Origin of the sequence: Rhizobacter sp. Root1221, from assembly GCF_001425785.1 — a bacterium.
GTDB lineage: Bacteria > Pseudomonadota > Gammaproteobacteria > Burkholderiales > Burkholderiaceae_C > Rhizobacter.
The window spans coordinates 1-22,383 of record NZ_LMDI01000040.1; the positions used below are offsets into that span (position 1 = coordinate 1).

The 22,383-nt window shown below is 66.4% G+C and carries 18 protein-coding genes; 10 read left to right on the top strand and 8 right to left on the bottom strand.

Going from position 1 to position 22,383, the window contains the following annotated elements:
- Window positions 1–75 precede the first annotated feature (75 nt).
- On the top strand, window positions 76–369 hold the full coding sequence (locus ASC87_RS23375; RefSeq protein WP_056668311.1) for a hypothetical protein: 294 nt from the start codon (window positions 76–78) through the stop codon (window positions 367–369).
- Window positions 370–957: 588 nt separating this feature from the next.
- A complete protein-coding gene (locus ASC87_RS23385; protein WP_200954503.1) occupies window positions 958–2,838 on the top strand; it encodes a serine/threonine-protein kinase in 1,881 nt (626 codons plus the stop codon).
- Window positions 2,839–2,865: 27 nt separating this feature from the next.
- Here the strand turns inward: ASC87_RS23385 and ASC87_RS23390 are convergent, their stop codons facing one another.
- Entirely contained in the window at window positions 2,866–3,069 is a 204-nt protein-coding gene (locus ASC87_RS23390; protein ID WP_056668402.1) for a hypothetical protein, read from the bottom strand.
- Between the two features lie 449 nt (window positions 3,070–3,518).
- On the opposite strand from ASC87_RS23390, the gene ASC87_RS23395 reads away from it, so the two are divergent.
- The 4 genes from ASC87_RS23395 (at window position 3,519) to ASC87_RS23415 (ending at window position 5,858) form a co-directional block, all read left to right on the top strand.
- Window positions 3,519–3,749, top strand: a complete 231-nt coding sequence (locus tag ASC87_RS23395) for a hypothetical protein (protein WP_056668317.1) — start codon at window positions 3,519–3,521, stop codon at window positions 3,747–3,749.
- Window positions 3,750–3,792: 43 nt separating this feature from the next.
- Window positions 3,793–4,077: a hypothetical protein gene (locus tag ASC87_RS23400; RefSeq protein WP_056668320.1), complete on the top strand. Its 285-nt coding sequence runs from the start codon at window positions 3,793–3,795 to the stop codon at window positions 4,075–4,077.
- Window positions 4,078–4,249: 172 nt separating this feature from the next.
- On the top strand, window positions 4,250–4,531 hold the full coding sequence (locus ASC87_RS23405; RefSeq protein WP_056668325.1) for a hypothetical protein: 282 nt from the start codon (window positions 4,250–4,252) through the stop codon (window positions 4,529–4,531).
- 610 nt (window positions 4,532–5,141) lie between these two features.
- The gene (locus ASC87_RS23415; protein ID WP_235582264.1) at window positions 5,142–5,858 is read left to right on the top strand and encodes a PP2C family serine/threonine-protein phosphatase; all 717 of its coding nucleotides are present in this window, start codon (window positions 5,142–5,144) and stop codon (window positions 5,856–5,858) included.
- 30 nt (window positions 5,859–5,888) lie between these two features.
- On the opposite strand, the gene ASC87_RS23420 is transcribed toward ASC87_RS23415, so the two are convergent.
- The 7 genes from ASC87_RS23420 to tagH form a co-directional block, all read right to left on the bottom strand.
- Window positions 5,889–7,190, bottom strand: a complete 1,302-nt coding sequence (locus ASC87_RS23420) for a sigma-54-dependent Fis family transcriptional regulator (RefSeq protein ID WP_056668335.1) — start codon at window positions 7,188–7,190, stop codon at window positions 5,889–5,891.
- Window positions 7,187–10,243 (bottom strand): peptidase domain-containing ABC transporter, encoded by a 3,057-nt coding sequence (locus ASC87_RS23425; RefSeq protein WP_056668338.1) that lies wholly within the window; start codon window positions 10,241–10,243, stop codon window positions 7,187–7,189. Before ASC87_RS23425 ends, ASC87_RS23420 begins: the two co-directional genes overlap by 4 nt.
- Window positions 10,244–10,256: 13 nt before the next feature.
- Entirely contained in the window at window positions 10,257–11,009 is a 753-nt protein-coding gene (locus ASC87_RS23430) for a peptidylprolyl isomerase (RefSeq protein ID WP_056668340.1), read from the bottom strand.
- 44 nt (window positions 11,010–11,053) lie between these two features.
- Complete coding sequence (locus ASC87_RS23435; protein ID WP_056668343.1) at window positions 11,054–12,427, bottom strand: HlyD family efflux transporter periplasmic adaptor subunit; 1,374 nt, start codon at window positions 12,425–12,427, stop codon at window positions 11,054–11,056.
- Window positions 12,405–14,894, bottom strand: a complete 2,490-nt coding sequence (locus ASC87_RS23440) for an FHA domain-containing protein (protein WP_056668346.1) — start codon at window positions 14,892–14,894, stop codon at window positions 12,405–12,407. Before ASC87_RS23440 ends, ASC87_RS23435 begins: the two co-directional genes overlap by 23 nt.
- 43 nt (window positions 14,895–14,937) lie before the next feature.
- Entirely contained in the window at window positions 14,938–16,335 is a 1,398-nt protein-coding gene (locus ASC87_RS23445; RefSeq protein WP_056668349.1) for an efflux transporter outer membrane subunit, read from the bottom strand.
- Between the two features lie 139 nt (window positions 16,336–16,474).
- A complete protein-coding gene (gene tagH / locus ASC87_RS23450; RefSeq protein WP_162255201.1) occupies window positions 16,475–17,740 on the bottom strand; it encodes a type VI secretion system-associated FHA domain protein TagH in 1,266 nt (421 codons plus the stop codon).
- A gap of 32 nt (window positions 17,741–17,772) precedes the next feature.
- Here tagH and ASC87_RS23455 point away from each other — a divergent pair, with 32 nt between their 5' ends.
- Genes ASC87_RS23455 through icmH form a run of 4 tightly spaced genes read left to right on the top strand, consistent with a single transcriptional unit; the run spans window position 17,773 to window position 22,380 of the window.
- Window positions 17,773–18,732 carry a hypothetical protein gene (locus ASC87_RS23455; RefSeq protein WP_157604269.1) on the top strand — a complete coding sequence of 320 codons (960 nt, stop codon included), beginning with the start codon at window positions 17,773–17,775 and terminating at the stop codon, window positions 18,730–18,732.
- Window positions 18,733–18,743: 11 nt separating this feature from the next.
- The gene (locus ASC87_RS23460) at window positions 18,744–19,616 is read left to right on the top strand and encodes a DUF3365 domain-containing protein (protein ID WP_056668405.1); all 873 of its coding nucleotides are present in this window, start codon (window positions 18,744–18,746) and stop codon (window positions 19,614–19,616) included.
- Window positions 19,617–19,646: 30 nt separating this feature from the next.
- The gene (locus ASC87_RS23465) at window positions 19,647–21,050 is read left to right on the top strand and encodes a serine/threonine-protein kinase (RefSeq protein WP_082568889.1); all 1,404 of its coding nucleotides are present in this window, start codon (window positions 19,647–19,649) and stop codon (window positions 21,048–21,050) included.
- 25 nt (window positions 21,051–21,075) lie between these two features.
- Entirely contained in the window at window positions 21,076–22,380 is a 1,305-nt protein-coding gene (gene icmH / locus ASC87_RS23470; protein WP_056668359.1) for a type IVB secretion system protein IcmH/DotU, read from the top strand.
- Window positions 22,381–22,383 lie beyond the last annotated feature (3 nt).

Genomic DNA, 22,383 nt, shown 5'->3' on the forward strand with positions numbered 1-22,383 from the left:
TCGACCTGCGCGCGCTGCTCAGCGGCTTCTGATCTCCCCCCGCCTCATCCCACCCATCCTCTTGTGAGAACCACCATGCAAACCACCCTGACCATCAAAGACCTCTCGGCCACCCACGAACTCGATGGCACCGCCATGACCGCCGTGCACGGCGGCGAAGGCAACCAAGCCAACGGCACGGGCCAGATGAACGTCCAGAACATGGCGGCCCTGGCCAACGTCGGCAACGGCTCGTTGTTCTGCGGCCCGGCCACCATCCAGTCGGACAACACGTTCACCCAGTCGGCCAGCAACCACAGCTACGCCGAGAACTTCAAGGGGCTCAGCATCGACCTTGGCCCGACCATGGTCGGCGCCATCCCGGTGTAATCGCACAGGTGCCCGGCACGGATGGGGGGGCGATCCACGCTCCCCCGCACGGGCTCTCCACATCAACACCCCAGGATTGCAGAGGTGCACCATGGCCACCACGACCATCAACGATCTTCGAATGAGCCGTGCCCTGGACTACAAGGCCATGTCGTCCATCAAGGGCGCTGGCGGCGCGCCATGGNCACCATGGCCACCACGACCATCAACGATCTTCGAATGAGCCGTGCCCTGGACTACAAGGCCATGTCGTCCATCAAGGGCGCTGGCGGCGCGCCATGGGTCTTCGGTGCCTTTCAGCCCTTCCTGCCCGAAAGCGCCCGGTTCGCGCCGATCGTCAATTTCTTCCAGACGAACAACACCTTCGTGGCCGATCAACTGAACGTGCAGTTCCAGACCATCGACATCAACAGTTCGGCAGCCAACGCGGTGATCAATGTTGTCGCGGGGCAGAACGCAGTGAACTTCAAACTCGGTTGAGGTCGGCGGTTCAACAAAAATAGTGAACCCGCCTGCCGTACACGGCAACTCACCATCTGCTTGGCCGACAACACCAAGCGCGGACTGCCCCTTGCTTCAGGAGCGATGATGAGCTTAGCCAATTGGACGACTCGGTTCCTCGTCGGGAGCGCACAGGGCAGCGAGCAGCCCAATGGGCAAGGCGATTCGCCAGGCGGGTCGTCGCCGCGCGCCGAGCCGGAGTCCCTCCTCGGCAGCCGCGTCGGCCCCTATCTGATCACGAAGCGGCTGGGCGCGGGCGGCGTCGGGGAGGTGTTCAAGGGCCACGACGTGATGCTCAAGCGCGAGGTCGCCATCAAGGTGCTGCGGGATGAACTCGCGTCCGACCCGCTCTTCCTCGAGCGCTTCCGCCAGGAAGCGCAACTCCACGCCAAGCTCAGCCATCCCAATGTCGCGAGCGTCCATGCGTTCCTGCACGAAGGCGACAAGCAGTACATGATCATGGAGTACGTGGCGGGCGTTTCGCTTGACGAGTTCGTGCGCTCCGGCGGCCCCGTACCCGTCGAGCGGGCGCTGAGCATCTTTCGGCGCGCGCTCGACGGCATCGAGCACGCGCACCACTGCGGCATCGTGCACCGCGACATCAAGCCGGCGAACATCATGCTGGCAGACAACGGCCAGGTGAAGGTCATGGACTTCGGCATCGCCCGCGCCCTCGACAGCCTGGAACACCTGACACGCCACGGCCAGGTGGCCGGCACGGCGAAGTCGATGTCGCCCGAGCAGATCCGCGGGGCGCAAGCCGATGTCCGCTCCGACATCTATTCGCTCGGCATCGTGCTGTACACGCTGCTGGCCGGCCGTGCGCCATTCGAAGGGGCGAGTGACCATGCGCTGATGAAGGCCCAGCTGGAGCAGGCCCCGCCACCGCTGCGTGCACTCGTCAAGAACCTGCCCCCGAAGGTGGAAGCCGCGGTGATGCGGGCGCTGGAGAAAGATCCGTCCGCTCGCTTCCAGACCGTGGGCGCGTTTTCCCGTGCGCTCAATGCCTGCCTCGCCGAGCTCACGACAACGTCGCCGCCACCGGATGCGGATCAGCATGACCCGTCGCCGCGAACGGTCTTGAACCCCGCGTTCCGGGGCGCGCAAACGTCGTCGAAAACGGTCGTGAATCCCGCGCTCCAGGACGCGCATCGGTTGACGGGCGGCGATGCGGGCCGGGCGGGACAGCCCCAGGGCATGCTGCATCTCCCAGCGGCCGCCCTGCAGGCGTTGCGGCGCCTCGACCGCCGTATCGCCGGCGTCGCGCTGGCGCTTCTCGCGCTGCTGGCGGGTACCGTTCTGGTATGGCCGCGCCTGGCGCACCGCGAAGCACCGGCCGCTGCGTCGTCTCTGCCCATCGAAGTTTCAAGGAGCAGCCAGCAGGTGGATCCTCCCCCGGACGAGCGCACTGCAGCCGCTCAGGTTCCGGCGGTGCCCGTGCAGGAACCCGCCCCTGCCGCCGTTCCGCAGCCAACGCTCCCGCCGCCGATCGTCGAGCCCGTGTTACCCCGCGCCTTGTCGATCATCCGCATGCCTTCCGGCGAGCAGGCCGATGCAGCCGCGGGCGAATCCGGCGCCGCACACCGGTTCAAGCCCGGCGAGCGCGTCAGGCTGTTGGTGACCACCAGCCACGATGCACACGTCTACTGCTATCTGCAGGACGAGGCACGGCGCATCCTGCGCTTCTATCCGAACCGCTTCAGCAAGAGCGCACTGGTACGGGCGGACGCGCCGTTGGAGATCCCGGGCAAGATGCGCTTCGAGATCGTGGCGAATGCGCGGAACGTGGCGGAGACGGTTGCCTGCTTTGCCAGCGAGCGCGACGTCATGGCCCAACTTCCTGCAGCGGTGGTCGGAACCGACATCGCAAGCCTCCGGGTCACCTCGCTCGACCAGGTGAGAAGCGCCTTTGCGCGCGTTGCCGGCGATACGCTGACGGAAGCAAGCTTCCGCGTAGAGTTCAAATAGCCCTGTGCAGGGATCCGTGAGGATCCCTCAAGGCACAGGACGCTGCGCGTTCGCTTCCTCCGCGCTGTCGCGGACGAATCCGGGCGGATAGTCGACGATTCGGCCACTCCGAACCGTCGCACCCGCGAGATCGGTTGGCCGAGCGCCAGCACGTGCGCCACCCACTATCGCCAACATCGCTTCGCGATCGAGTTCGACGCTTTGCGGCAAGTCCTTGATGTTCAGAGCCATGGGAACCTCCTGGACTTGAATATAGGCGAAAAGCGCGAGGAGATGCTCGTGCAAACGTGCCCGCGCGCCAGGCCCTTCATCCCACCGAAATTGCATGCGCGCCGAACTCGATGAGCGCGTCGACGCGAACACATCGGCGGTCTTCAGCGAAGTGTCGTGACAGGACCAACAGATCGATCCCGCAGTGTTGGCCGGTACCCATCAATCAACGTTTGCCGGCCTTCATCCTGCATCCCGACGGCACCCGTGCTGAAGAATTTTTCTCTTTGTTTTCAAGCACTTGCGATCCTTCTCGATCTTTCGACAACGCCCGATCGAAGTTGGCACATCGCTTGCGATATAGACCTCGAGCAGACGCTCAACACCCAGTCCCAGAACCTCTTCACTCACGCACCTCTTAGGAGAACATCAAAGACCTGTCGGCCAGCCACGCACTCGATCGCCAAGCCATGACCGCCGTGCGCGGTGGCCTCGGCGACCAAGCCAACGGCACGAGCCAATCGAACGTCCAGAACATGGCCGCTGCCGCGAACATCGGCAACGCCTCGGTGTTCGGTGGYCCGACCACCATCCAGTCGGACAACACCTTCACCCAGACCGCCAGCAACCACAGCGACTCGCTGAACKTCAAGGGCCTYTCCRTCGCCTACCCCTGGTACGGCGSCCCCGCCGTCTGCTGATCCGCGACAACCCGTTCAAACACACTTTCAAGCGAGAACTGCCATGACCTCCACCCTCACCMTCTCCGACCTGTCCRCCAGCAAGGAACTCGACCGCGCCGCCATGTCCGCGGTGCGCGGCGGCAACGCCRATCAAGCCAACGGCACGAGCCAGCTGAACCTGCARARCATGCTCGCSGCGGCCAACGTCGGCAACGGCCTCGTCGTCGGCGCGAACTCCCCGGTGATCATCCAGTCSGACAACACCTTCASCCAGGACGCCCACAACTCGAGCACCGCCACCAACGACAAGTCGTTCGACCTGCGCGCGCTGCTCAGCGGCTTCTGATCTCCCCCCGCCTCATCCCACCCATCCTCTTGTGAGAACCACCATGCAAACCACCCTGACCATCAAGNCTCGAGCACCGCCACCAACGACAAGTCGTTCGACCTGCGCGCGCTGCTCAGCGGCTTCTGATCTCCCCCCGCCTCATCCCACCCATCCTCTTGTGAGAGACACCATGCAAACCACCCTGACCATCAAAGACCTCTCGGCCACCCACGAACTCGACGGCAAGACCATGTCCGCCGTGCGCGGCGGCCAGGACAACCAAGCCAACGGCACGAGCCAACTGAATGCCCAGGGCATGGCGACCCTGGCCAACGTCGGCAACGGCTCGCTCGTGCTGGGCCCGGTGACGATCCAGTCCGACAACGCCTTCACCCAGGACGCCCGCAACACGAGCTACAGCTCGAACGTCGACCTCGCCAGCATCGGCCGCGGCTTCCCTTTCTCGGTCTGATCACACCGGTGCCCGGCACGGACGGGGGGGCGATCCACGTTCCCCCACACGGGCTCTCCACATCAACCACCCCGGATTGCAGAGGCGCACCATGGCCACCACGACCATCAACGATCTTCGAATGAGCCGTGCCCTGGACTACAAGGCCATGTCGTCCATCAAGGGCGCTGGCGGCGCGCCATGGGTCTTCGGNCACCATGGCCACCACGACCATCAACGATCTTCGAATGAGCCGTGCCCTGGACTACAAGGCCATGTCGTCCATCAAGGGCGCTGGCGGCGCGCCATGGGTCTTCGGTGCCTTCCAGCCCTTCCTGCCCGAAAGCGCCCGGTTCGCGCCGATCGTCAATTTCTTCCAGACGAACAACACCTTCGTGGCCGATCAGTTGAACGTGCAGTTCCAGACCATCGACATCAACAGTTCGGCAGCCAACGCGGTGATCAATGTCGTCGCAGGGCAGAACGCGGTGAACTTCAAACTCGGCTGATGACACAACAGCAAACCCGCCCATTGGCAACGCCCATGCAAAGCCCAGCAAGCCTCACCCCGAGCGTGAGCATCGAACCCGGCCCCATCCGGTGGACCTCCGCCTCCCGATCCCATCCCGGGATGGTCCGCGAGGTCAACGAGGATGCCTGCCTGGAGCTGCCCGAACGCGCGCTCTGGGCCGTCGCCGACGGCATGGGTGGGCATGCGCTGGGTGAGTTCGCGAGCCGCCTGGTCATCAGGAGCCTGGCCGACCTGCCCGCACCGCAAAGCCTGGCGCAGTACATCGACGATGCACACGAGTGCTTGCAGGGCGCGAACCGGCGGCTTCGCTCAGAGGCGGCACAGCGTGACGTGCCGATCATCGGCACCACGATCGCCGCGCTGCTCGGGTCGGGGCGCCATGCCGCGTGCCTGTGGGTCGGCGACAGCCGCGTTTACCTGTGCCGGGCCGGACGCCTGAGACAGCTGACCCGCGACCACAGCCAGATCGAAGCGGTCCGTTCGCGGCGCCCCGCGAACTCGGACGATACGCTGCACCGTCCGCCTGCGAACCTGATCACCCGTGCGCTCGGCGCCGAGGACACGCTGGAGATCGATCGCGCGACCGTCGAGGTCGTCGACGGCGACGTCTTCCTGCTGTGCAGCGATGGCCTGAGCAACGAGGTCAGTGAACTGGCCATCGAGCAGGCGCTGCTGCCGGGCAACTGCCGGCAAGCCGCCCAAACGCTGATCGACCTGGCGCTCCAGCAGGGTGGGCATGACAACATCACGGCCGTGGTGGTGCGCGCCGAGGACCTGTGCAGCCCTGACCGGACCGCGATGCTGCCGGTGATGTGAAACCGGACGTCCAGGCAGCGCCGGACGGCCTCAGGCCAGTTCGTCGCGGCGCGACGCATTCGCGTGGCGGCTGTCCTTCGATCGGATGCCGTGCTTCTTGAGCAGTGACTGCAGATGGGACCGGTTCATGTCGCAGCGCCTGGCCAGCTCGGTCACCACGCCGCCCACTTCCTGCAGGCCCCGCTCGAGAAACTCGCGCTCCGCCTGGTCGCTCGCCACGCGCTTGGCCTCGCTGAACGCAGCTGCCCCGACCGCCTTGTCATCACCGTCAGGCGCGGCAGTGGCCGCACCCCGGACCGGCGGCGCGGGCCGGATGTCCGCAGGCAGGTGCTCCACGTCGGCGGTCTGTCCGGCCAGGCACGAGAGCCGGTAGATGATGTTGCGCAACTCCCGGATGTTGCCCGGGTAGGCGTAGTCCAGCAGGAAGGCGCGCAGCCGCCGCGTCATCTCGATCGGGCGCCGCTTGAGCGCTTCGGCGGCTTCGTCGCCGATGAACTGGAACAGCAACGGAATCTCGTCCCTGCGCTCACGCAGCGGCGGCAACGACAGGTGAATGACACTGAGCCGATAGAACAGGTCCTCCCGGAACTTCCCTTCTTCGCACAATCGGCGCAGGTTCCTGTTGGTGGCTGCCACGACGCGCGCGTCCACGGCAATCAGCTCGTCGGACCCCACCCGCTGGATCTCGTGCGCCTCCAGCACGCGCAACAGCTTCACCTGGCCGGTCAAGGGCAGCTCGCCGATCTCGTCGAGGAAGATGGTGCCGGTATGGGCGCTCTCGAATTTGCCCTTGCGATCGGTCGACGCGCCCGTGAACGAGCCCCGGCGATGGCCAAACAGCTCGGACTCCAGCAGGTTCTCGGGAATGGCCCCGCAGTTGACGGAAATGAACGGCCGGTCGGCCCGGTCCCCGTTGGCGTGGACCACCTTGGCCATCAGCTCCTTGCCGGTGCCGCTCTCGCCATCGATGAGCACGGGCAGGCCGGTGGGGGCGGCCTTCTCCGCGATTTCCAGCGCCTCGAGCAGCTTGGGGTTCTCGCCGAACGCACCCTCGAACACGAAGCTGCGCTCGATCAGGCCCTGGCGCCGCTGGCGCCGCGACAGCGCCGCCCGCGTCGGCTCGGCAGCAGCCGCTTTCACGAACCGCTCCTTGTGCGACAGCTGCATCACTTCGTCGCGCAGCGCGCCGGCCTGCCGCAGCAGCTTCTCGATGTCCGGCCGTTCGAGCCTGGAAGCCCAGCGCAGCGTCGAGCGCAGGATCTCGATCTTCTCGATCAGCCCCGCGTACGAGATGGTGGAGCTGGCCTCGAGCTCCTGGTCGAGGATCTTCATGCGGCACTCAACTGCTTCTGCACCAGTTGGTAGTACATGCCGCGGCGCTCCACCAGCTCCTCGTGCCGCCCCTGTTCGACGATCGCGCCCTCGTAGAGCACGAGGATCTTGTCGGCGCGCATGATGGTGCTCAGGCGGTGCGCGATGATCACGGCGGTGCGGCCCTTCAGGATGTCGTGCATGTTGGCGATGATGTTGCTCTCGGACTGCGTGTCGAGCGCCGAGGTGGCCTCGTCGAACACCAGCAGGCGCGGATCGTGGTACAGCGCCCTGGCGATGCAGAGGCGCTGGATCTGGCCGCCGGACAGTCCCATGCCGCGCTCGCCCACCACCTGCTCGTAGCCGAGCGGCATCTTGGCGATGAACGGGTGCACGTCGGCCATCCGCGCCACCTCCTCGATGCGGCGGCGGTCCGGGGTCTCGTCGCCGCTGGCGATGTTCTCGGCGATGGTGCCCGAGAACAGCAGGTTGCTCTGCATCACGTAGCCGACCTGCGCGCGGTAGTACTCCTTGTCGATCACGCCAATGTCGTAGCCGTCCACGGTCAGCTTGCCTTCGGTGGGCGGGTAGAAGCCCACGAGCAGCTTGGCCAAGGTGGTCTTTCCCGAGCCGCTGCGGCCCACGATCGCGATCAGTTCGCCGGGTTTGATGTCCAGGCTGATGTTCTCCAGCACATAGGGCGTCTCGTCGCCGCCGTAGCGGAAGTAGACGCCGTCGAAGCGAATGTCCCCCTGCAGGTCGGGCAGCACCACGCGCGACGCCAGGTCCCCGGGCTTCTGCTCGGGCTCCAGGTCGAGCACGTCGCCGAGGCGTTCCATGGCAACGGCGGCGTCGTTCAACTGGCTCCACAGCCCGACCAGGCCCATCAACGGCGCCAGCACGCTGCCCATCAAGGCATTGAATGCGATCAGCTGGCCGATCGTCAGCTCGCGCGCCAGCACGAGGTTGGCGCCGGCCCACAGAATGGCGATGGTGGTGGCGGCGTTGAACAACTGCCCGGCCAGCCCCACCAGGATGCTGAAGGACTGCGAGCGGTAGGTCACGCCGAGCGCCTTGGCGTACTTCTTCTCCCACTTGAGGCGCACCGGGCGCTCGATGCCCATGCCCTTGACGGTCTCCACCCCGCCGAGCGCCTCCATCAGGTACGCCTTGGCATCGGTGCCCGCAGCGAACGATTCGCGCGCATAGCTCTTGATCTTCGGCGTCACGAGCACGGTGAGCACCAGGATCGGCACGACGAAGGCGATGAGCAGCAGCGTCAGCTTCACGTTGTAGAGGAACATGACCGTGAAGTAGATGAAGATCATCAACAGGTTGAGCACGGTGGTGACGCTCGATTCCGTCAGGAAGGCCCGGATCGTCTGGTTCTCCTGGAAGCGCGCAAAGATGTCGCCGGTCTTGCGCTTGGCGAAGAACGAGTACGGCAGCGACAGCGTGTGCTTCAGGAACTGCGACATCATCGCGAAGTCGAGCTTGCGCACCATGAAGTTGGCCAGGAACGCCCGCGTCGTGGCCATCAGCTGCGTGAACACGTGCGAGATGATCAGGCCGGTGATCAGCAGGTGCAGCAGGTTCACGTTCTGGTGCACGATCACCCCGTCCAGGATGTTCTGGATGATCACCGGCGGGATGATGCCCAGCATCTGGATCACGAACGTCGCCAGGAACAGGTGCACCAGGATCCTCTTGTAGGGCACCAGGTACCTGGCGAACCGCACCCAGGGCGAGCGTGACGCGGCCACCTGCGCCATGTCCTGCCCGGCGGTGAACACCAGGCAGGTGCCGCTCCAACCGCGCTCGAATTCCTCGACGCTCAGCTTCTTGAAACCGACAGCCGGGTCCGCCACCCACACCTGGCGATTGGAGACGCCATACACCACCACATAGTGGTAGCCCTCCCAGTGCACGATGAGCGGCAGCTCGAAGCCGCGCAGCGAATCGAAGCTGCACTTCACGCCGCGCGTCGTGAAGCCGAGCGACTCGCCGGTGCGCGCCAGGCTCTCCAGGGTCGCACCCTGCGTCGTGACGTTCGCCAGCTCGCGCAGCTTGCCCAGGGTCATGTTGATGCCGTAGTGCTTGCAGATCATCGCCAGGCAGGCCGCGCCGCAATCCATCTCCTCGGCCTGCTCGACCCAGGCAAAGCGCTGGATGACCTTCTCGCCCAGCTCGGGCCTGGACTTCAGGTCGAGCATCACCGGCTGCTTGCGCCGTTCGGCAACCTTTTTCTGCCGCTGCAATTCCCGGTCGATGAGCCGCACCCGCTCTTCCAGCGCCTCACGCACCTTCGGGTTGCGTTCGAGGATGAAATGAGCGGTCTTCTCCGGGATCACCAGCAGCGCGGTGTCGGTGTTGGCGATCACCGATGCGGCCTGCTCCTGGCGCATCAGGCAGGCTTTTTCGCCGAAGGTGTCGCCCTGCCGCAGCGTGGCCAGCGGGTACTCCGTGCCTTCTTCGTGGCGCACGACGCGCACCTCCCCGTGGCGCACCACGTACAGCCTGCGGTCCTCCCGGGAGTCCTGCTTCAGGATTTCCTTGCCGGCGCCCACCTGCTTGACGCCCACGCTGCGGATGAATCCCTCGAGCTCGCTCTTGTCGACCTTGCCCCGCAGGTCGAACAACTGGCTGATCAATCCGCCCGCCGTGCTGATCGCCACGCGGCCCGCGACGAACGCGCGGGCCGCCGGATTGCCGGCAACAACGGGCGCGACGACATCGCGCGGAATGCACAGCAACTCGGTCTTTGCCGATGCACGCGCCGACGACTCATGCCGGTAGTCCCGCAGCATGACGATCTCGGCAAAGACTTCGCCCACCTTGCGCACGCCCATGCTGATCTCTTTGCCGCTCTCCTCGGTGAAAACGCGGATCGAGCCCGACTTCACGATGAACACGCCGTCGGCCGGCTCGCCGGCGCTGCAGACGGTGTCGCCGAACGAGAGAAACCGTGATTGCGCGCCCGCGGACAAGCGATCGATCTCGTCCCGCGTGAACACGGAGAACAGGTCCACCGATGCCAGGAAATCGGCGTGCGAGGGCAGCTTTTGCGCATCCATGGGCGTGGCGGGCCTAGCAGGCCTCGATGACGTGTTCCTGCGCCCTGGCGCGCAGCCATTCCTCGTGCAGCAGCCGCCGCACCTCGGTGGCCGTGTCGTCGTCGAGCCGGGCCGGATGCTTCGCGTTGACCCGGAAGATCTCGAACACCGTCCGGTCCGGCGATGCGAACGGCCCGAGCAGTTCGCCGACCGCGGCGTTGAACACCTTGGCCTCGATGTCGGTCCGGAGCGAGCCGCGCAGCACCTTGCCGATCAGGCCACCGTGCTCGCGCGTATCGGCGATCGAATGCTCGCGGGCCATCTCGTCGAAGCTGTCCGGGTCGTCGGCGAGCACGGAGATCATCTCCTTGGCCTTGCCTTCGGCGTCGAGGACGATGTGGCTGACCTCGATGCTGTCGAACCTCGGCGAGTTGAGCTTGAAGTACGTCTGCACGGTCTGCTCGCTGCACACGTGCGCCATCATCTTCTCCTGGTACAGGCCGTCGATGAGGAACGCCTCGAACTCCTCCAGGCCCACGTGCAGCGCGTCGAGGTACTTGTTCGTGTCGGACGCCCGATGCAGGCCGCGCACCCGGCGAAACTGGTCGGCGCGTTCCTGGATTTCCGCCTCCGACACGCGCAGGCCTTGCTTCTTCGCCGCCTGCACCGTGATGCGGTCCCTGACGAGTTGCTCGATGAGCCCCTCGAACTGCCCGTTCAGCTTCAACGTCTGCAGGAACTCTGCGACGCTGATGGCGCCGTCATCGATTTTCACGAGTGTCGTCATTTCAGCCGCTCCTTTGGCGTTGAACACGATGTTGCCGGCGGCGCTCAGCCGCCAATCTGCCGGAAGGGATCCAGCGCGAGATCGATCAGGCGCCGCTCGCGCACGACGACCTCCGCCGTTGCTGTCATGCCGTAGCGCAGCGGGTACTTCTTGTCCTCGACGAGGTAGTGGTCCCGCTCCAGCGTCACGCGGCCCTCATAGACCGGCTGCTTGGTCAGCGGCGCCGTTTTCGTGGCCGGAGAGATGTATTCCAGCGTGCCGTTGACGAGCCCGTAACGCTGATACGCGAACGCGCTGAACTTCAGCTTGACCGGCAGGCCTTCGCGCAGGAAGGCCCGGTCCTGCTCGGCGATCTCGATGCGCACCACGGGGCGCGCGCCGCGCGGCGCGATGCCACCCAACGGCGTGTTGGCCTGGATCTTGTCCCCGGGTTGGGTGGACGTCACATCCGTGACGACACCGGACACCGGTGCGAGGATCAGCAGGAAGTTGTCCTTGTCGATGTTCTCGAAACGCACGCGGGCGGCGGAATCGGCCGTCAGGCGCGCGGCCTGCAGTTGCAGGCGCAGCTTTTCCTCGACCGTGGCGAGTTCGTTCGTCGCGGCCTCGTACTGCAGCCGAAGCCTGCCCAGCTCCTGGCCGCTCGATTCGACCTGGGCCCGGGCCGACGAGAGTTCCTGGGACTGCCGCGCGCTCAGTTCGCCGAGCCTCGATTGCGCCACCCGCTGGGCATTCTCGGCGGCCCGCAACGCGTTTCTCTTGGCGTCGAGCTGCAGCTGCGAAATGCCGCCACCGCCGGGCGTCGAGAACACGCGTTCGAACTTCTCGGTCTCGGCCTTGGCCGCGTCGCGCGCACGACGCGCTTCATCGAGGTTCGTGCGTGCCTCGTCGACCTGCGCCCTCTGCGCTTGCGCCAGCTGCGTGGTTCCGAGGGCGAGCCGCTTCCCGTGTTGCTGCTCTTCCAGCTCCATCGCCTGCCGCAAGGTCGCGGCCCGTCGCTCCAGCAGCGCCTTCTTCTCCGGGAACTGGCGCCATTCCCGTTCTGCGTCCTCGAGCTTCAACTGCGCCTGCTGGGCGTTGGTGGCCGCTTCGATCGCGCCCCTGGCGTTGAGCCTGGCCAGCACATCGCCCTTGGACACCGGCTGGCCCTCGGCAATGTAGAGGTTGGCCAGTTCGCCGTCGACGGGCGCGTAGAAGCGCCTGAGCTCCGAGTCGGGCTGCAGCGCACCTTGCGCCGTCACGATCACATCGGCGCGGCCGATGAACGACCAGGCCAGCCCGCAAAGCACCAGCCCGATCATGGTGTAGATGACCGCGTGCAGGATGCGCCACGGTTCCGCGGTCAGGATGGCGATGCCCTCGGTGCTGTGGTCGCCGAGCGCCTCGGTGAGGGGTCTAAGGCGATTTGGGTGCGTCATCGTTCGACTCTCCCAGCAGTGCCAGCTTGGCCTTGATCAGCTCCGGCGCGAGGACATTGCGCAACTCCAGCAACGCGTTGCGCTGCTGTTCCGCCTCAACCTTGATCTCGTCGTCGATTGTGCGCCACTGCGCGGGCGAAACCGCATCCACTTGCGCGTAGATCTGCATGGCCAGTTGCGCCTGGCGTCTCGCGTCGGACAGCAAGCGGGCGCGGGTCCGGAAGGTATTCGAGATCGTGGTCTCGACCCGCTGCGCGGCCTCGATCACGCCGGCATTCCGATACTCCTGCCACAGCGCCCTCGCCCGGTTCATCGACTCTTGCGCGCGCACGAGCGCCTTGTCCTTTTGCAACGCCAGGTCCGCCTGGGTGGCGCGCGCGAAGTAGACGTCCTCCTCGGGATCGAGCACGGCGCGAAACGCCAGCAGTTGCTCCGCGTAGCCACTCTCCCCCTGCGACTGCTGCAACGCCGCGAACTGCGCCAGGACCGCTTGCCTGCGCGCCAGTTCACCAGCAACCGCTTCCGCCCAGGGGCCGGCCGCGATCTTCTGCAAGCTGGCGAGCGATTCGGTGGCCCTGCCCTCCTTCCAGGGCTGCGTGGCGTCCGCGTACTGCTTGACGAGCTCCTCGCCAGGAAGCTGCCGGCCCACGCCCATCGCGCGAAAGCCTTCCTGGAACGGCGGCGTCGTGAAACGCGCCTTGAGCACCACGGAAAACACCCGTCCGGACTTGCGGGTGCGCGCCTCCCTCTTGATCTCGATGTAACGCGCCAGGTCCTGGCGCACGTCGTCCAACCCGCCGAGCCCGGGGTACTTCTCCGCGGTCTCTTTCAGCACCGCTTCCAGCACCTGCGGGTTGTCCCGGTCCAGCTCCGTGGCGATGCTGGCCTTCAGGCGTTCGATGGCCGCCAGGTACACGGTGGCGTCGCTTTGCAACTTGCGCAGATGGGTCAGCGCCTCGGCATACGGTGCAGCGAACTGCGGCACGTGAGACGCGATCCGCGCGAGGGCACGCTGGTGCTCGCCCGTGTTGTCGTTCCATCGCCCGATCAGCGCGGCGATGCTGTCTTCGTCGACGTAGATGCGGATCGGTGCATCCGGTCCGCCGCGAACGCTGACCAGGCGTTCGAGGTTGCCCAGCCATTCCAGCTCGCCCACCAGTGGGCGCAGATCGGGATTGCGGATGCCGAGCTCCGACAGGCCGGCGAGCACGGCCTCGGCGCCCTTGAAGTCGCGCGCCTGCAGTTTCGTGAGCCAGGCAGGCACGTTCGCCTTGAGGGCGGCTTCGGTGGCGAGCGCCTTGAGTTCGGCATCGTCCGGGCGCTGTTCGAGGTACTCGTTCGCGAGCGATGCGGCCTGCGCATACTCGCCGCGCGCAACAGCGTCCTTCAGTTCGCGCTCGGGCGCGCCCCGCAGGTACAGCGCCAGGGCGGCCCCCCCCAGCACGGCCACGATCGCCGCGCCCTTCCACCAGCTGCGCCACGTGCGCTCGTGCTCGGCGCCGGCAAAGAGTGCCACGAGTTCGGACAACAGCACCGCGCTTCGTCCGCGCGACCTGCGCCGGGCGGGTTCCTTGGCCGGGACGTCGGGCACTGTCGAGCCGGTGGGTTCGAAGCCCTCGCTCGGCGTCTCATCGACGCAGAAGATGTCGAGGAACGAGGTGGGGGCCACCACGAAGGTCGTCTTGTCGCTGGCAGCCGGTGCGACGTCCGCGGTTTTCCGCTCGGCAGGCTTGTTCTGGGGAACCTGCGCGCGGGCGCCGGGATGGGTGGGCTCGATCCCGGCTTCCTTGCTGATGCTGACCCGGTAGGTGAAATGATCGCCGCCGAAAGCGAGCAGCATGCCGTCTTCCAGGGGCACGGCGTGCTCCTGCAGCCGAAGGCCATCGACGAAGGTGCCGTTGGAGCTGTCGAGATCTTCGATGCAGGCGCCGCCGTCCTTCCGGAAAATGTGCGCATGGCGCCGCGACAGGAAACTCAACTGCCGGCCGTGCTCGTTCTGGTATTGCGAAAACGTCGCGTCGTTCTTGCTGACGAGGAACGGAAAACGTGTGATGACGATCGGGTGGAGCCCCGAGCCGGTGGACGCGGGCGTCAACGTGAGGCTGAAGCCTTCGGCGGTGCTTCGGGGGTTGCGGGCGCGCGGCACGATCTCCACGCGGTACGAGAGCACGCCACCGAAGCAGACTTCGTCGCCATCGCGCAGCCGGCACGGTACCTGTGCGATGGCGGCGCGGTTGACGGTCGTCCCGTTCCGGCTGTCCAGGTCCGCCAGGTAGACGACACCCTCCTCGCAGAAGATCCTGGCGTGCCGGCGCGACAGCATCTCGAGAATGTCGTGCGCGTAGGACGCGAAGGGCTGCTCGGTGCGCCCAACGGCGAACACGCTGCCGTCGATGCGAATCTCGCCCAGCTCCGGTCGGGACAGGGGCTTGAGCACAATGTCGAGATCGTGCGTGGTCGCCTGCATGCCACCGATCCGTTCGTCGCGCGCCGGACTGGGCGAGGGCCGCTCAGTTGCTTGCATTCGCAACCTTGAGGGGCGCCCAGCCGCCACCGAGCGCCTTGTAGAGCGTCACCGTGTCTGAAAGCACCTGCTGGTGACTCGCCAGCAACGCGAGTTGCGCTGCCAGCAACGAACGCTCGGTCTCGAACACGTCGAGTTGCGAAACGACGCCGACCTCGAGTTGCACCGCGGTCTGGTCCGACACCAGCTTGAGCTGATCGACCTGCATCTGCAGTTCCACCTTCTGCTGCCGGTGGGCGTCGAGGTTCACCAGGGCGTTCTCGACTTCCTCGAATGCGGCGACCACCGTGCGCCGGTAGTCTTGTTCGGCCACCGTGACCTGTTTCTCGGTGGTCTTGGCGTGTGCCTTGATGCCCGGATTGAGTGCAGGAATATTGATGCTCGGCAAGAGCCCGAAGGTGAAGGACTTCAGCAGGTCGCCGAGCGCGAAACTGGCCGAGCCTCCGCGGCCGGTCAAACTGACCGAAGGCAATCGTGCAAGCTTGGCCTGCCCCATGAGATCGTGCGACTCCAGCACCCGGAATTCGGCGGCCACGATGTCGGGCCTGCGGGCGAGCAGCTCCAAGGGCAGCCCGGCAGGCACCACCGGAATGCGCACGCGGTCCTGAAGCCGGCCGGCAGCGACCTTGAAGTCGCCCGCCGGCACACCGAGCAGCGTGGCGAGCGCGTTCTCGGCCACCTGGCGAAACCGGTTCAGCTCCAGCAAATCCTTGGTCAGCCGATTGATTTCCGCGCGCTGCCGCAGCACTTGCGTGGCGGGCAACAGGCCGTTGTCGCGCATTCCTTCGTAGATGCGCAGGATCTGCTGGTTCTTCGTCAGCGCCCGTTGTTGCTGATCGATCTGCTCGTCGAGTTGCAGGATCTGGAAGTACGTGGTCGAGACACTCGACACGATCTGGAGATAGCCAGCGCGCCAGTCCGCCTCGGTGGCATGGAATTCAGCAGTCTGCGCCTGCACGCCCTTGTTGACGCGGCCCCAGACATCGAGGTCCCAGCTGACCTGGGTGCCCAGGTTGAACTGTTTCGAGAACTTCTGCCCCGTGCTCTTTTCCAGGCTGGCGCCGGCACCGACGTCCACCGTCGGCAAGGAACCCGCCCGTGCTTCGCCAATCTGCGTGTTGGCCACCTCGATGCGAGCGGCCAGGACTTTCAAGTCGAAGTTTCCCGCAACGGCGCTTGTCACGAGTGAGTCCAGGTAGGGGTCGCCAAACTGCGTCCACCACTGCGGCACGATCGTGCCGGAGGCCGACAACGTGGCCTCTGGCTGGCGGGACCATGAGGACTTCGCGGGCGCATCCGGGCGCTTGTAGTCGGCAAGGCGAACGTCCGCACATCCGCCCAGCAGGACCGCACACAAACCGGAGAGAAGAATCGTCTGCTTCATTGCACCCTCAGCTCAAGGATCGGAGTAGCCAACCGGGGTGCTGCCCCCGGCCTTGCTGCTTGTCACCCCCCTGAGTTGCTGCCGATGCCCGAGCGGTTCATGTCTTTTTGTCGTCGCCACCGCCGGGCACCCCCCCCGATCAAGGGACAGGCAGTGAGGATCGCCCCAGCGCCGCGAGTTGTTTCTCGTACGCCTCTCGAAAGGCACGGCCGAACAGCGTGTTGAAGTCGCCCTCGACGTCGCGCGCGATCTCGGCGTAGCGCTCGCCGTACTGCGCCCAAAGCTTCGCCTCGCGGCCGCCGGGAAGCAGGCTCTCCCAGGGCGACAGGGGCGCAAGCCCGTTGACGAGGGACGCAGGGTCGAAACGCGACAGAACCTCGATCAGCACAGCACGCATGCCGACAAGCACCGCGACCTCGTGGGCGCGGAGGTCGTTGAAGGCATCGGTCACCGCGGCGAGCGGCGGCGTGAAGCCGCGCTGCGCCGGCCGCAACAAGTGCGCCAGCGCGGTGTCGAGATCGGGTGCGAATTTCAGCGGGTTGTTTTCGCGGGGCTGAAGCAGGGTCGAGCTGGCCCCCAGCTCGTGTTTGGCGATCGATCGTGCCTCGAGCAGCGACAGCGTGCCCTCGATCGCATTGCGAAGCAGGCCGCCGATGTGGTTGAGGGCCTGCGCGGATTGGTCGGCAGGTGCCGGCGCGGGCAGGCCGAGGCCCGCGTACAAGGCCGCGAACATCTCGGGGACACCCGGCGCTTGCACACCCTGCGCCGCCTGCGCAGGTGCCGAAGCATCCGGCTCGGGGTACTGCCCGAACCCGGTGGGGTCGCCCACGATCAGGTCGACTTCAGCGGCGAGCGGGTCGTCCGCGGCGAGATGCTCGCCGTCGAGGATCGCGGGCTCATCCGCGGGCAGCGGAGGAACTGCCGCGGGCAACGACGGGTCCTCCGCGCGCAGGACATAGTCGCCGATGCGGATCTGGGCTCCAGCCAGGAGTGGAAAGTCGACGTCGAGCGGAAGCGGCACGCCACCGATTTCGGTCGGGAGACTGGTGCCTACCTGGCGGATGTAGTGGCGGCCATCACGGCACGCGATCAGCGCCTGGCGGCGTGAAATGTGGCGCTCCGGGTCGGCCAGGACCAGCGTGCAGTCGGCGCCGCGGCCGATATCACCGCCAGCGTCCCCGAACACGGCTGCCAGTGGCGCGCCGGGCGGCGCGCCAGACTGGGAAATGACCCGGATCCCTAACATAGGGGGCGATCGCTGACCTCTTTTCGGTGAAAAGGCGTAATCTGATGTTACTACCGCTGGCCTGTTTGCGCAGCGGTGCTTTTCGGGGGCCTGCCTGTGGCGGCTCCCCGGCAGGGCACATCCAAAAGTGGGGTTGTTCGGCAACGGGTCCGCCGTCATGTTCCTCATGAACCTGCGGCGAGGTCCGATGGATGGAGGTGGTCGCGATGCTTCGTAGACTTGTCCTGGCTGCAGTGATGTTGGCGCCCTGGTGCGCCTGGTCCGCCGACCTGAGCGGCACCATCACGATCCTCGAAAGCGACGCATTCATCTATCGCGGCGCATCTCGCCTGCACGCGCAAGAGGGTGTGCGGCTCGAGTCGGGCGACATCGTCGAGACGGCGGCCTCTGGTTTCATGCAACTCGAGTTGGCCGATCTGTCGGTCGTCCAGTTCGGCCCGGCGACACGCGCGATGATCAACGCCTCGACCGGTCGACAGAAGCCCGAACGCTGGCTCTTCGTCATGAACGGTTGGTGCAAGGTGACGGGCTCCAAAGGCAGTGCGGCCGACGGCGCCGGTCTCGAGTTGCGCACGCGCCTGTTCACGATGCGGCCCAACACCGGTGTCGTCGTTTTCTCCGAAACGCCGACGGACACAACCCTCTTCGTCGAACGCGGCGAGGCCAAGCTCACCGAAGACCAGGCGAGCGGCGTGCCACTCAAGTCCGGCGACTACTACCGGCGCAAGGCCGGCGCACGAGGCGTCGTCAATGCCGGTTCGAACGAGGCGTTTGTCGCAGCGATGCCGCGGGTCTTCCGCGACTCGCTGCCGCTGCGCCTGGACCAGTATCGCAACCAGGTGGTGCAGCCGAAGTCGGCGCCCGACTTCACCTACGCCGATGTCGAGCCCTGGTTGAAGGCCGAGCCGTGGCTGCGGCGCCCGCTCGTACAGCGCTGGCGAGTCAAGGCCAGGAACCCGGCTTTCCGCGCCGCACTGGTCGCAGGCCTGTCGTCGCACCCCGAGTGGGATCCGATCCTGTTTCCCGAGAAGTACCAGAAAAAGCCTCCGGTCAGCGCGGCGCGTCCCCCCTGGGTCCCCTCGACGTCCGGCCCCCTGCCAGCGCCTGTGCGAGCGGCCCGCGAAGCGGCCTCGTCGCCCTCGGCTCAATAGTGGAGAGCACCGTGAAGCTACTGCTCAAGTTCAACCTCGTCTTCCTGCTGATCTTCGCGATCGGGCTTGCGGCGACGGGCCGCATTTCATGGACGCTGCTGGAGCGAAACGCGCGCGACGAAATCGCCGGGAGCGCCCGTCTCCTGATGGATGCGGCACTTGCCGCACGCTGGTACACCTCGACCCAGGTCGGACCGTTGCTTGAAACGCAGATGAAATACACCTTCCTGCCGCAGTCCGTTCCCGCCTATTCGGCCACCGAGGTCTTCAACGACTTGCGCAAGAAGCACGCCGAGTACGGCTACAAGGAAGCGGTGCTGAACCCGACCAATCCGCGCAACCGGGCGGTCGACTGGGAGACCGACCTCGTCACGCAGTTCCGCTCCAACAAGGATCTGGGCGAACTCGTCGGAGAGCGCGACACCCCCAACGGGCGTTCGTTCTACATCGCGCGTCCGATCCGCATCAGCAACGCGGCCTGCTTGCGTTGCCACAGCACGGTGGACGCCGCGCCCAAGACCATGATCGAGCGCTACGGCCCGGCCAACGGCTTCGGCTGGACCCTCAACGAGGCGGTGGGCGCGCAGATCATCTCGGTGCCCACGCAGGTGCCGCTGGACCGTGCCGAGAGCGCCTTCAAGGTCTTCATGACATCGATCACGGTGGTGTTCGTGGTCATCGGGATCATGCTCAACGTGATGCTGGCGTTGATCGTGGTGCGCCCGATCGCGCAACTGTCGCGGTTCGCCGATCGCGTGAGCCTCGGCGAGCTCGACATTCCCGAGTTGAAGCGCACCTCGCGCGACGAGATCGGCGCGCTCACGCGATCCATCGGCCGCATGCGCACCAGCCTCGTCAAGGCCATGAAGATGCTGGAGAGCTGATCGTCCGCGATCAGGCCCCGCCGTTGCCAAATGAATATTCCACAACGTCTCGGCAAATACCCCATCTCCCAAGTGCTTGGAAAGGGCGCCATGGGAATCGTGTACCTGGGCCGCGACCCGGTCATCAAGCGGCCGGTCGCGATCAAGACCATCCGCAAGGAGCTGATCGAAGACGACGAACGGGCCGAGTCGTTGTCGGAGCGCTTCCGCCGTGAAGCGCAGGCGGCCGGCGCGCTCAACCACCCGGGCATCGTCGCGATCTACGAGTACGGCGAGGACGAGGAGTACGCCTTCATCGCCATGGAGTACGTGGAAGGCAACACGCTGCGCGAGTACCAGTCGCAAGGCACCCGCTTCGACGAGCGCGACACCGTGAGCATCATGGCGCAGCTGCTCGACGCGCTCGAGTTCGCGCACGCCAACTCGGTCTGGCATCGCGACATCAAGCCCGCCAACATCATCATCATGAAAAACGGCCGCATCAAGCTGGCCGACTTCGGAATCGCGCGGATCGAATCCTCCGACCGCACGCGCACCAACATGCTGATGGGCACGCCCGGCTACATCGCGCCCGAGTACTACCTGAACGCGCCGGTCGACCACCGCATCGACATCTTCGCGGCGGGCGTGCTGCTGTACGAGCTGCTGGCCGGGCGGGCGCCCTTTCGCGGCCGGCCCGAAGCGATCATGCACGACGTCTGCTACGACGACCCGATACCGCCCTCGACGGTGCCGCATTCGCGCGGCTGGCCGTGCTACGACGACGTCGTCGCTCGCGCACTCGAGAAGTCGCCGGACCAGCGCTTCCAGAGCGCCGGCGCCTTCCGCGCGGCGCTGCTGGCCGAGTATGCGCATCCGGTGTCGAGCACGATCTCCGAGGCCACGATCATCTCCAACGTCGTGCGGGCAGTCGGGGTCGAACCCGGCACGCCGTCCGCTGCCAAGTCGTCGGCATTTCCGAGCAGCACGATGCCACCGAGCGACTGGAGCATTCCGGTGCTCGGTGGCATCGAGATCGAACTGGCGCGCTTCATCGGCCCGGTCGCGAAAGTGCTGGTTCGGCGCGCCGCGCGCACCTACAAGGACGTCGATTCCCTCGTGCGCGAGTTGCTCGGATCGCTCGACAGCGACGCCGACCGCGAAGCGTTCACACGTGCCGTGACCGGGCGCTCCCTGGTCTTGCCGCCCGGGCACGCGAGCCCCCCGCCCCCCTCGACGGCGTTGGCATCGGGCCCGTCGGTCACGCTCGAAGACGTGGACCTCGCCATGAAATTGCTGACGCCCTACATCGGCCCGATCGCACGTGTGGTCGCCAAACGGGCGGCGACGCCGGGCGGGAGCCGGCAGGATTTCTTCGTCGAAGTGTCGCGCAACCTCGAGAACCCATCGCAGCGCGAGCGATTCCTGCGCGACGCGGGCGCTTCCGGCAGGTGACGCGGGTCCACAGAGGCAACACGTGATGGCTGAAGACGACCGCACCCTCTTCCCGCTCGACGCGGCCCACACGATCCGGATGCCCACGCCCGGCGGCCAGGCCACGGTGGTGCAGCCGCGCGCCGGTGCGGCGCGGGCCGCCAAGTCCGGGGCGGCGGCCGAACTGCAGCGGCGCGTCGCGGGCGTCAACCCGCTGCTGAGTTCGGCCAGCGTGCTGCTCGCGCTGGTGGCGCAATTGCGCGCAACCGCCGCACACGCCGACCCGGCCGGCTTGCGGCGCCAGCTTCTGGAGCGGGTCGGCGAGTTCGAGGCCCTGGCCGCCGGCGCCGGCATGTCGGCGCAGCACATCAGCGCCGCCCGCTATCTGCTCTGCACCTTCATCGACGAGGTGGTCGATGCGACGCCCTGGGGCGCGGGCGGCGTGTGGGCCGAGGCCAACCTGCTGCAGGCGTTTCACGACGAGCGCTGGGGCGGCGAGAAGGTGTTCACGCTGCTCGATCGCCTGAGCCAGGACGTCACGGCGAATCGCCACCTGCTCGAGCTGTTCTACATCTGCCTCGCACTCGGTTTCGAGGGCCGCTTTCGCGGCACGCCGAACGGACGCGAGCAGCTCGATGCCATCGCCGAGCGTGTGCTGCACGCCATTCACCCGGCCGCGCAGCGGCAGCCGGTGCGCACGCTCGCGCTGCACTGGGAGGGCGTGGCCACGCGCGGCAACAAGGATCTGTCGGGCTTGCCGGTGTGGGCGGTACTGGCGGTCGGTGCCGCCCTCGTGCTGGGCATCGTGTTGCTGGTGAACGCGCAGCTCGACCGCCTCGCGCAGCCGGTCTTCAGGCAGATTCACGACCTGGCCGCCGGGTTGAGCGTCGAGCGCCCCGCGGTGGCCTCGAAACCGCGCCTGGCACCCCTGCTTCAGGCCCACATCGCCCGTGGAGCGATCGACGTGCGCGACGAGCCGTTGCGATCGGTGGTCACGCTGCCGGCCGACACGCTGTTCGAGGCCGGCGGTGCACGCGTCGACCCGCGCCAGCTCGAAACGCTGGGGCACATCGCGCGCGCGTTGAGTGGTTTGCAAGGCCAGGTGGTCGTGATCGGGCACACCGACAGCGCCCCCACCGGCTCGCTGCAGTTCCCGTCGAACTGGAACCTGTCGCGGGCACGCGCGCAGGCCGCGCTCGACGGCCTCGTGCAGCAGGGGCTGCCGCCCGATCGTGCACGCGCCGAGGGGCGTGCCGATGTCGAGCCGCGCGTGCGCGGCGGCCCGCCGGCCGAGCAGGCGATGAACCGGCGCATCGAGATCGAGTTGCAGCTGGTGCGGCCCGACGCTTGAGCG

Bases quoted from the DNA above. Each gene is read 5' to 3' on its own strand.
- ASC87_RS23375 (WP_056668311.1), top strand. From the start codon at position 76: ATGCAAACCACCCTGACCATCAAAGACCTCTCGGCCACCCACGAACTC.
- icmH (WP_056668359.1), top strand. From the start codon at position 21,076: ATGGCTGAAGACGACCGCACCCTCTTCCCGCTCGACGCGGCCCACACG.
- ASC87_RS23465 (WP_082568889.1), top strand. From the start codon at position 19,647: ATGAATATTCCACAACGTCTCGGCAAATACCCCATCTCCCAAGTGCTT.
- ASC87_RS23455 (WP_157604269.1), top strand. From the start codon at position 17,773: ATGGAGGTGGTCGCGATGCTTCGTAGACTTGTCCTGGCTGCAGTGATG.
- tagH (WP_162255201.1), bottom strand. From the start codon at position 17,740: ATGACGGCGGACCCGTTGCCGAACAACCCCACTTTTGGATGTGCCCTG.
- ASC87_RS23420 (WP_056668335.1), bottom strand. From the start codon at position 7,190: ATGAAGATCCTCGACCAGGAGCTCGAGGCCAGCTCCACCATCTCGTAC.
- ASC87_RS23445 (WP_056668349.1), bottom strand. From the start codon at position 16,335: ATGAAGCAGACGATTCTTCTCTCCGGTTTGTGTGCGGTCCTGCTGGGC.
- ASC87_RS23390 (WP_056668402.1), bottom strand. From the start codon at position 3,069: ATGGCTCTGAACATCAAGGACTTGCCGCAAAGCGTCGAACTCGATCGC.
- ASC87_RS23405 (WP_056668325.1), top strand. From the start codon at position 4,250: ATGCAAACCACCCTGACCATCAAAGACCTCTCGGCCACCCACGAACTC.
- ASC87_RS23440 (WP_056668346.1), bottom strand. From the start codon at position 14,894: ATGCAGGCGACCACGCACGATCTCGACATTGTGCTCAAGCCCCTGTCC.
- ASC87_RS23430 (WP_056668340.1), bottom strand. From the start codon at position 11,009: ATGACGACACTCGTGAAAATCGATGACGGCGCCATCAGCGTCGCAGAG.
- ASC87_RS23385 (WP_200954503.1), top strand. From the start codon at position 958: ATGAGCTTAGCCAATTGGACGACTCGGTTCCTCGTCGGGAGCGCACAG.
- ASC87_RS23435 (WP_056668343.1), bottom strand. From the start codon at position 12,427: ATGACGCACCCAAATCGCCTTAGACCCCTCACCGAGGCGCTCGGCGAC.
- ASC87_RS23425 (WP_056668338.1), bottom strand. From the start codon at position 10,243: ATGGATGCGCAAAAGCTGCCCTCGCACGCCGATTTCCTGGCATCGGTG.
- ASC87_RS23415 (WP_235582264.1), top strand. From the start codon at position 5,142: ATGGTCCGCGAGGTCAACGAGGATGCCTGCCTGGAGCTGCCCGAACGC.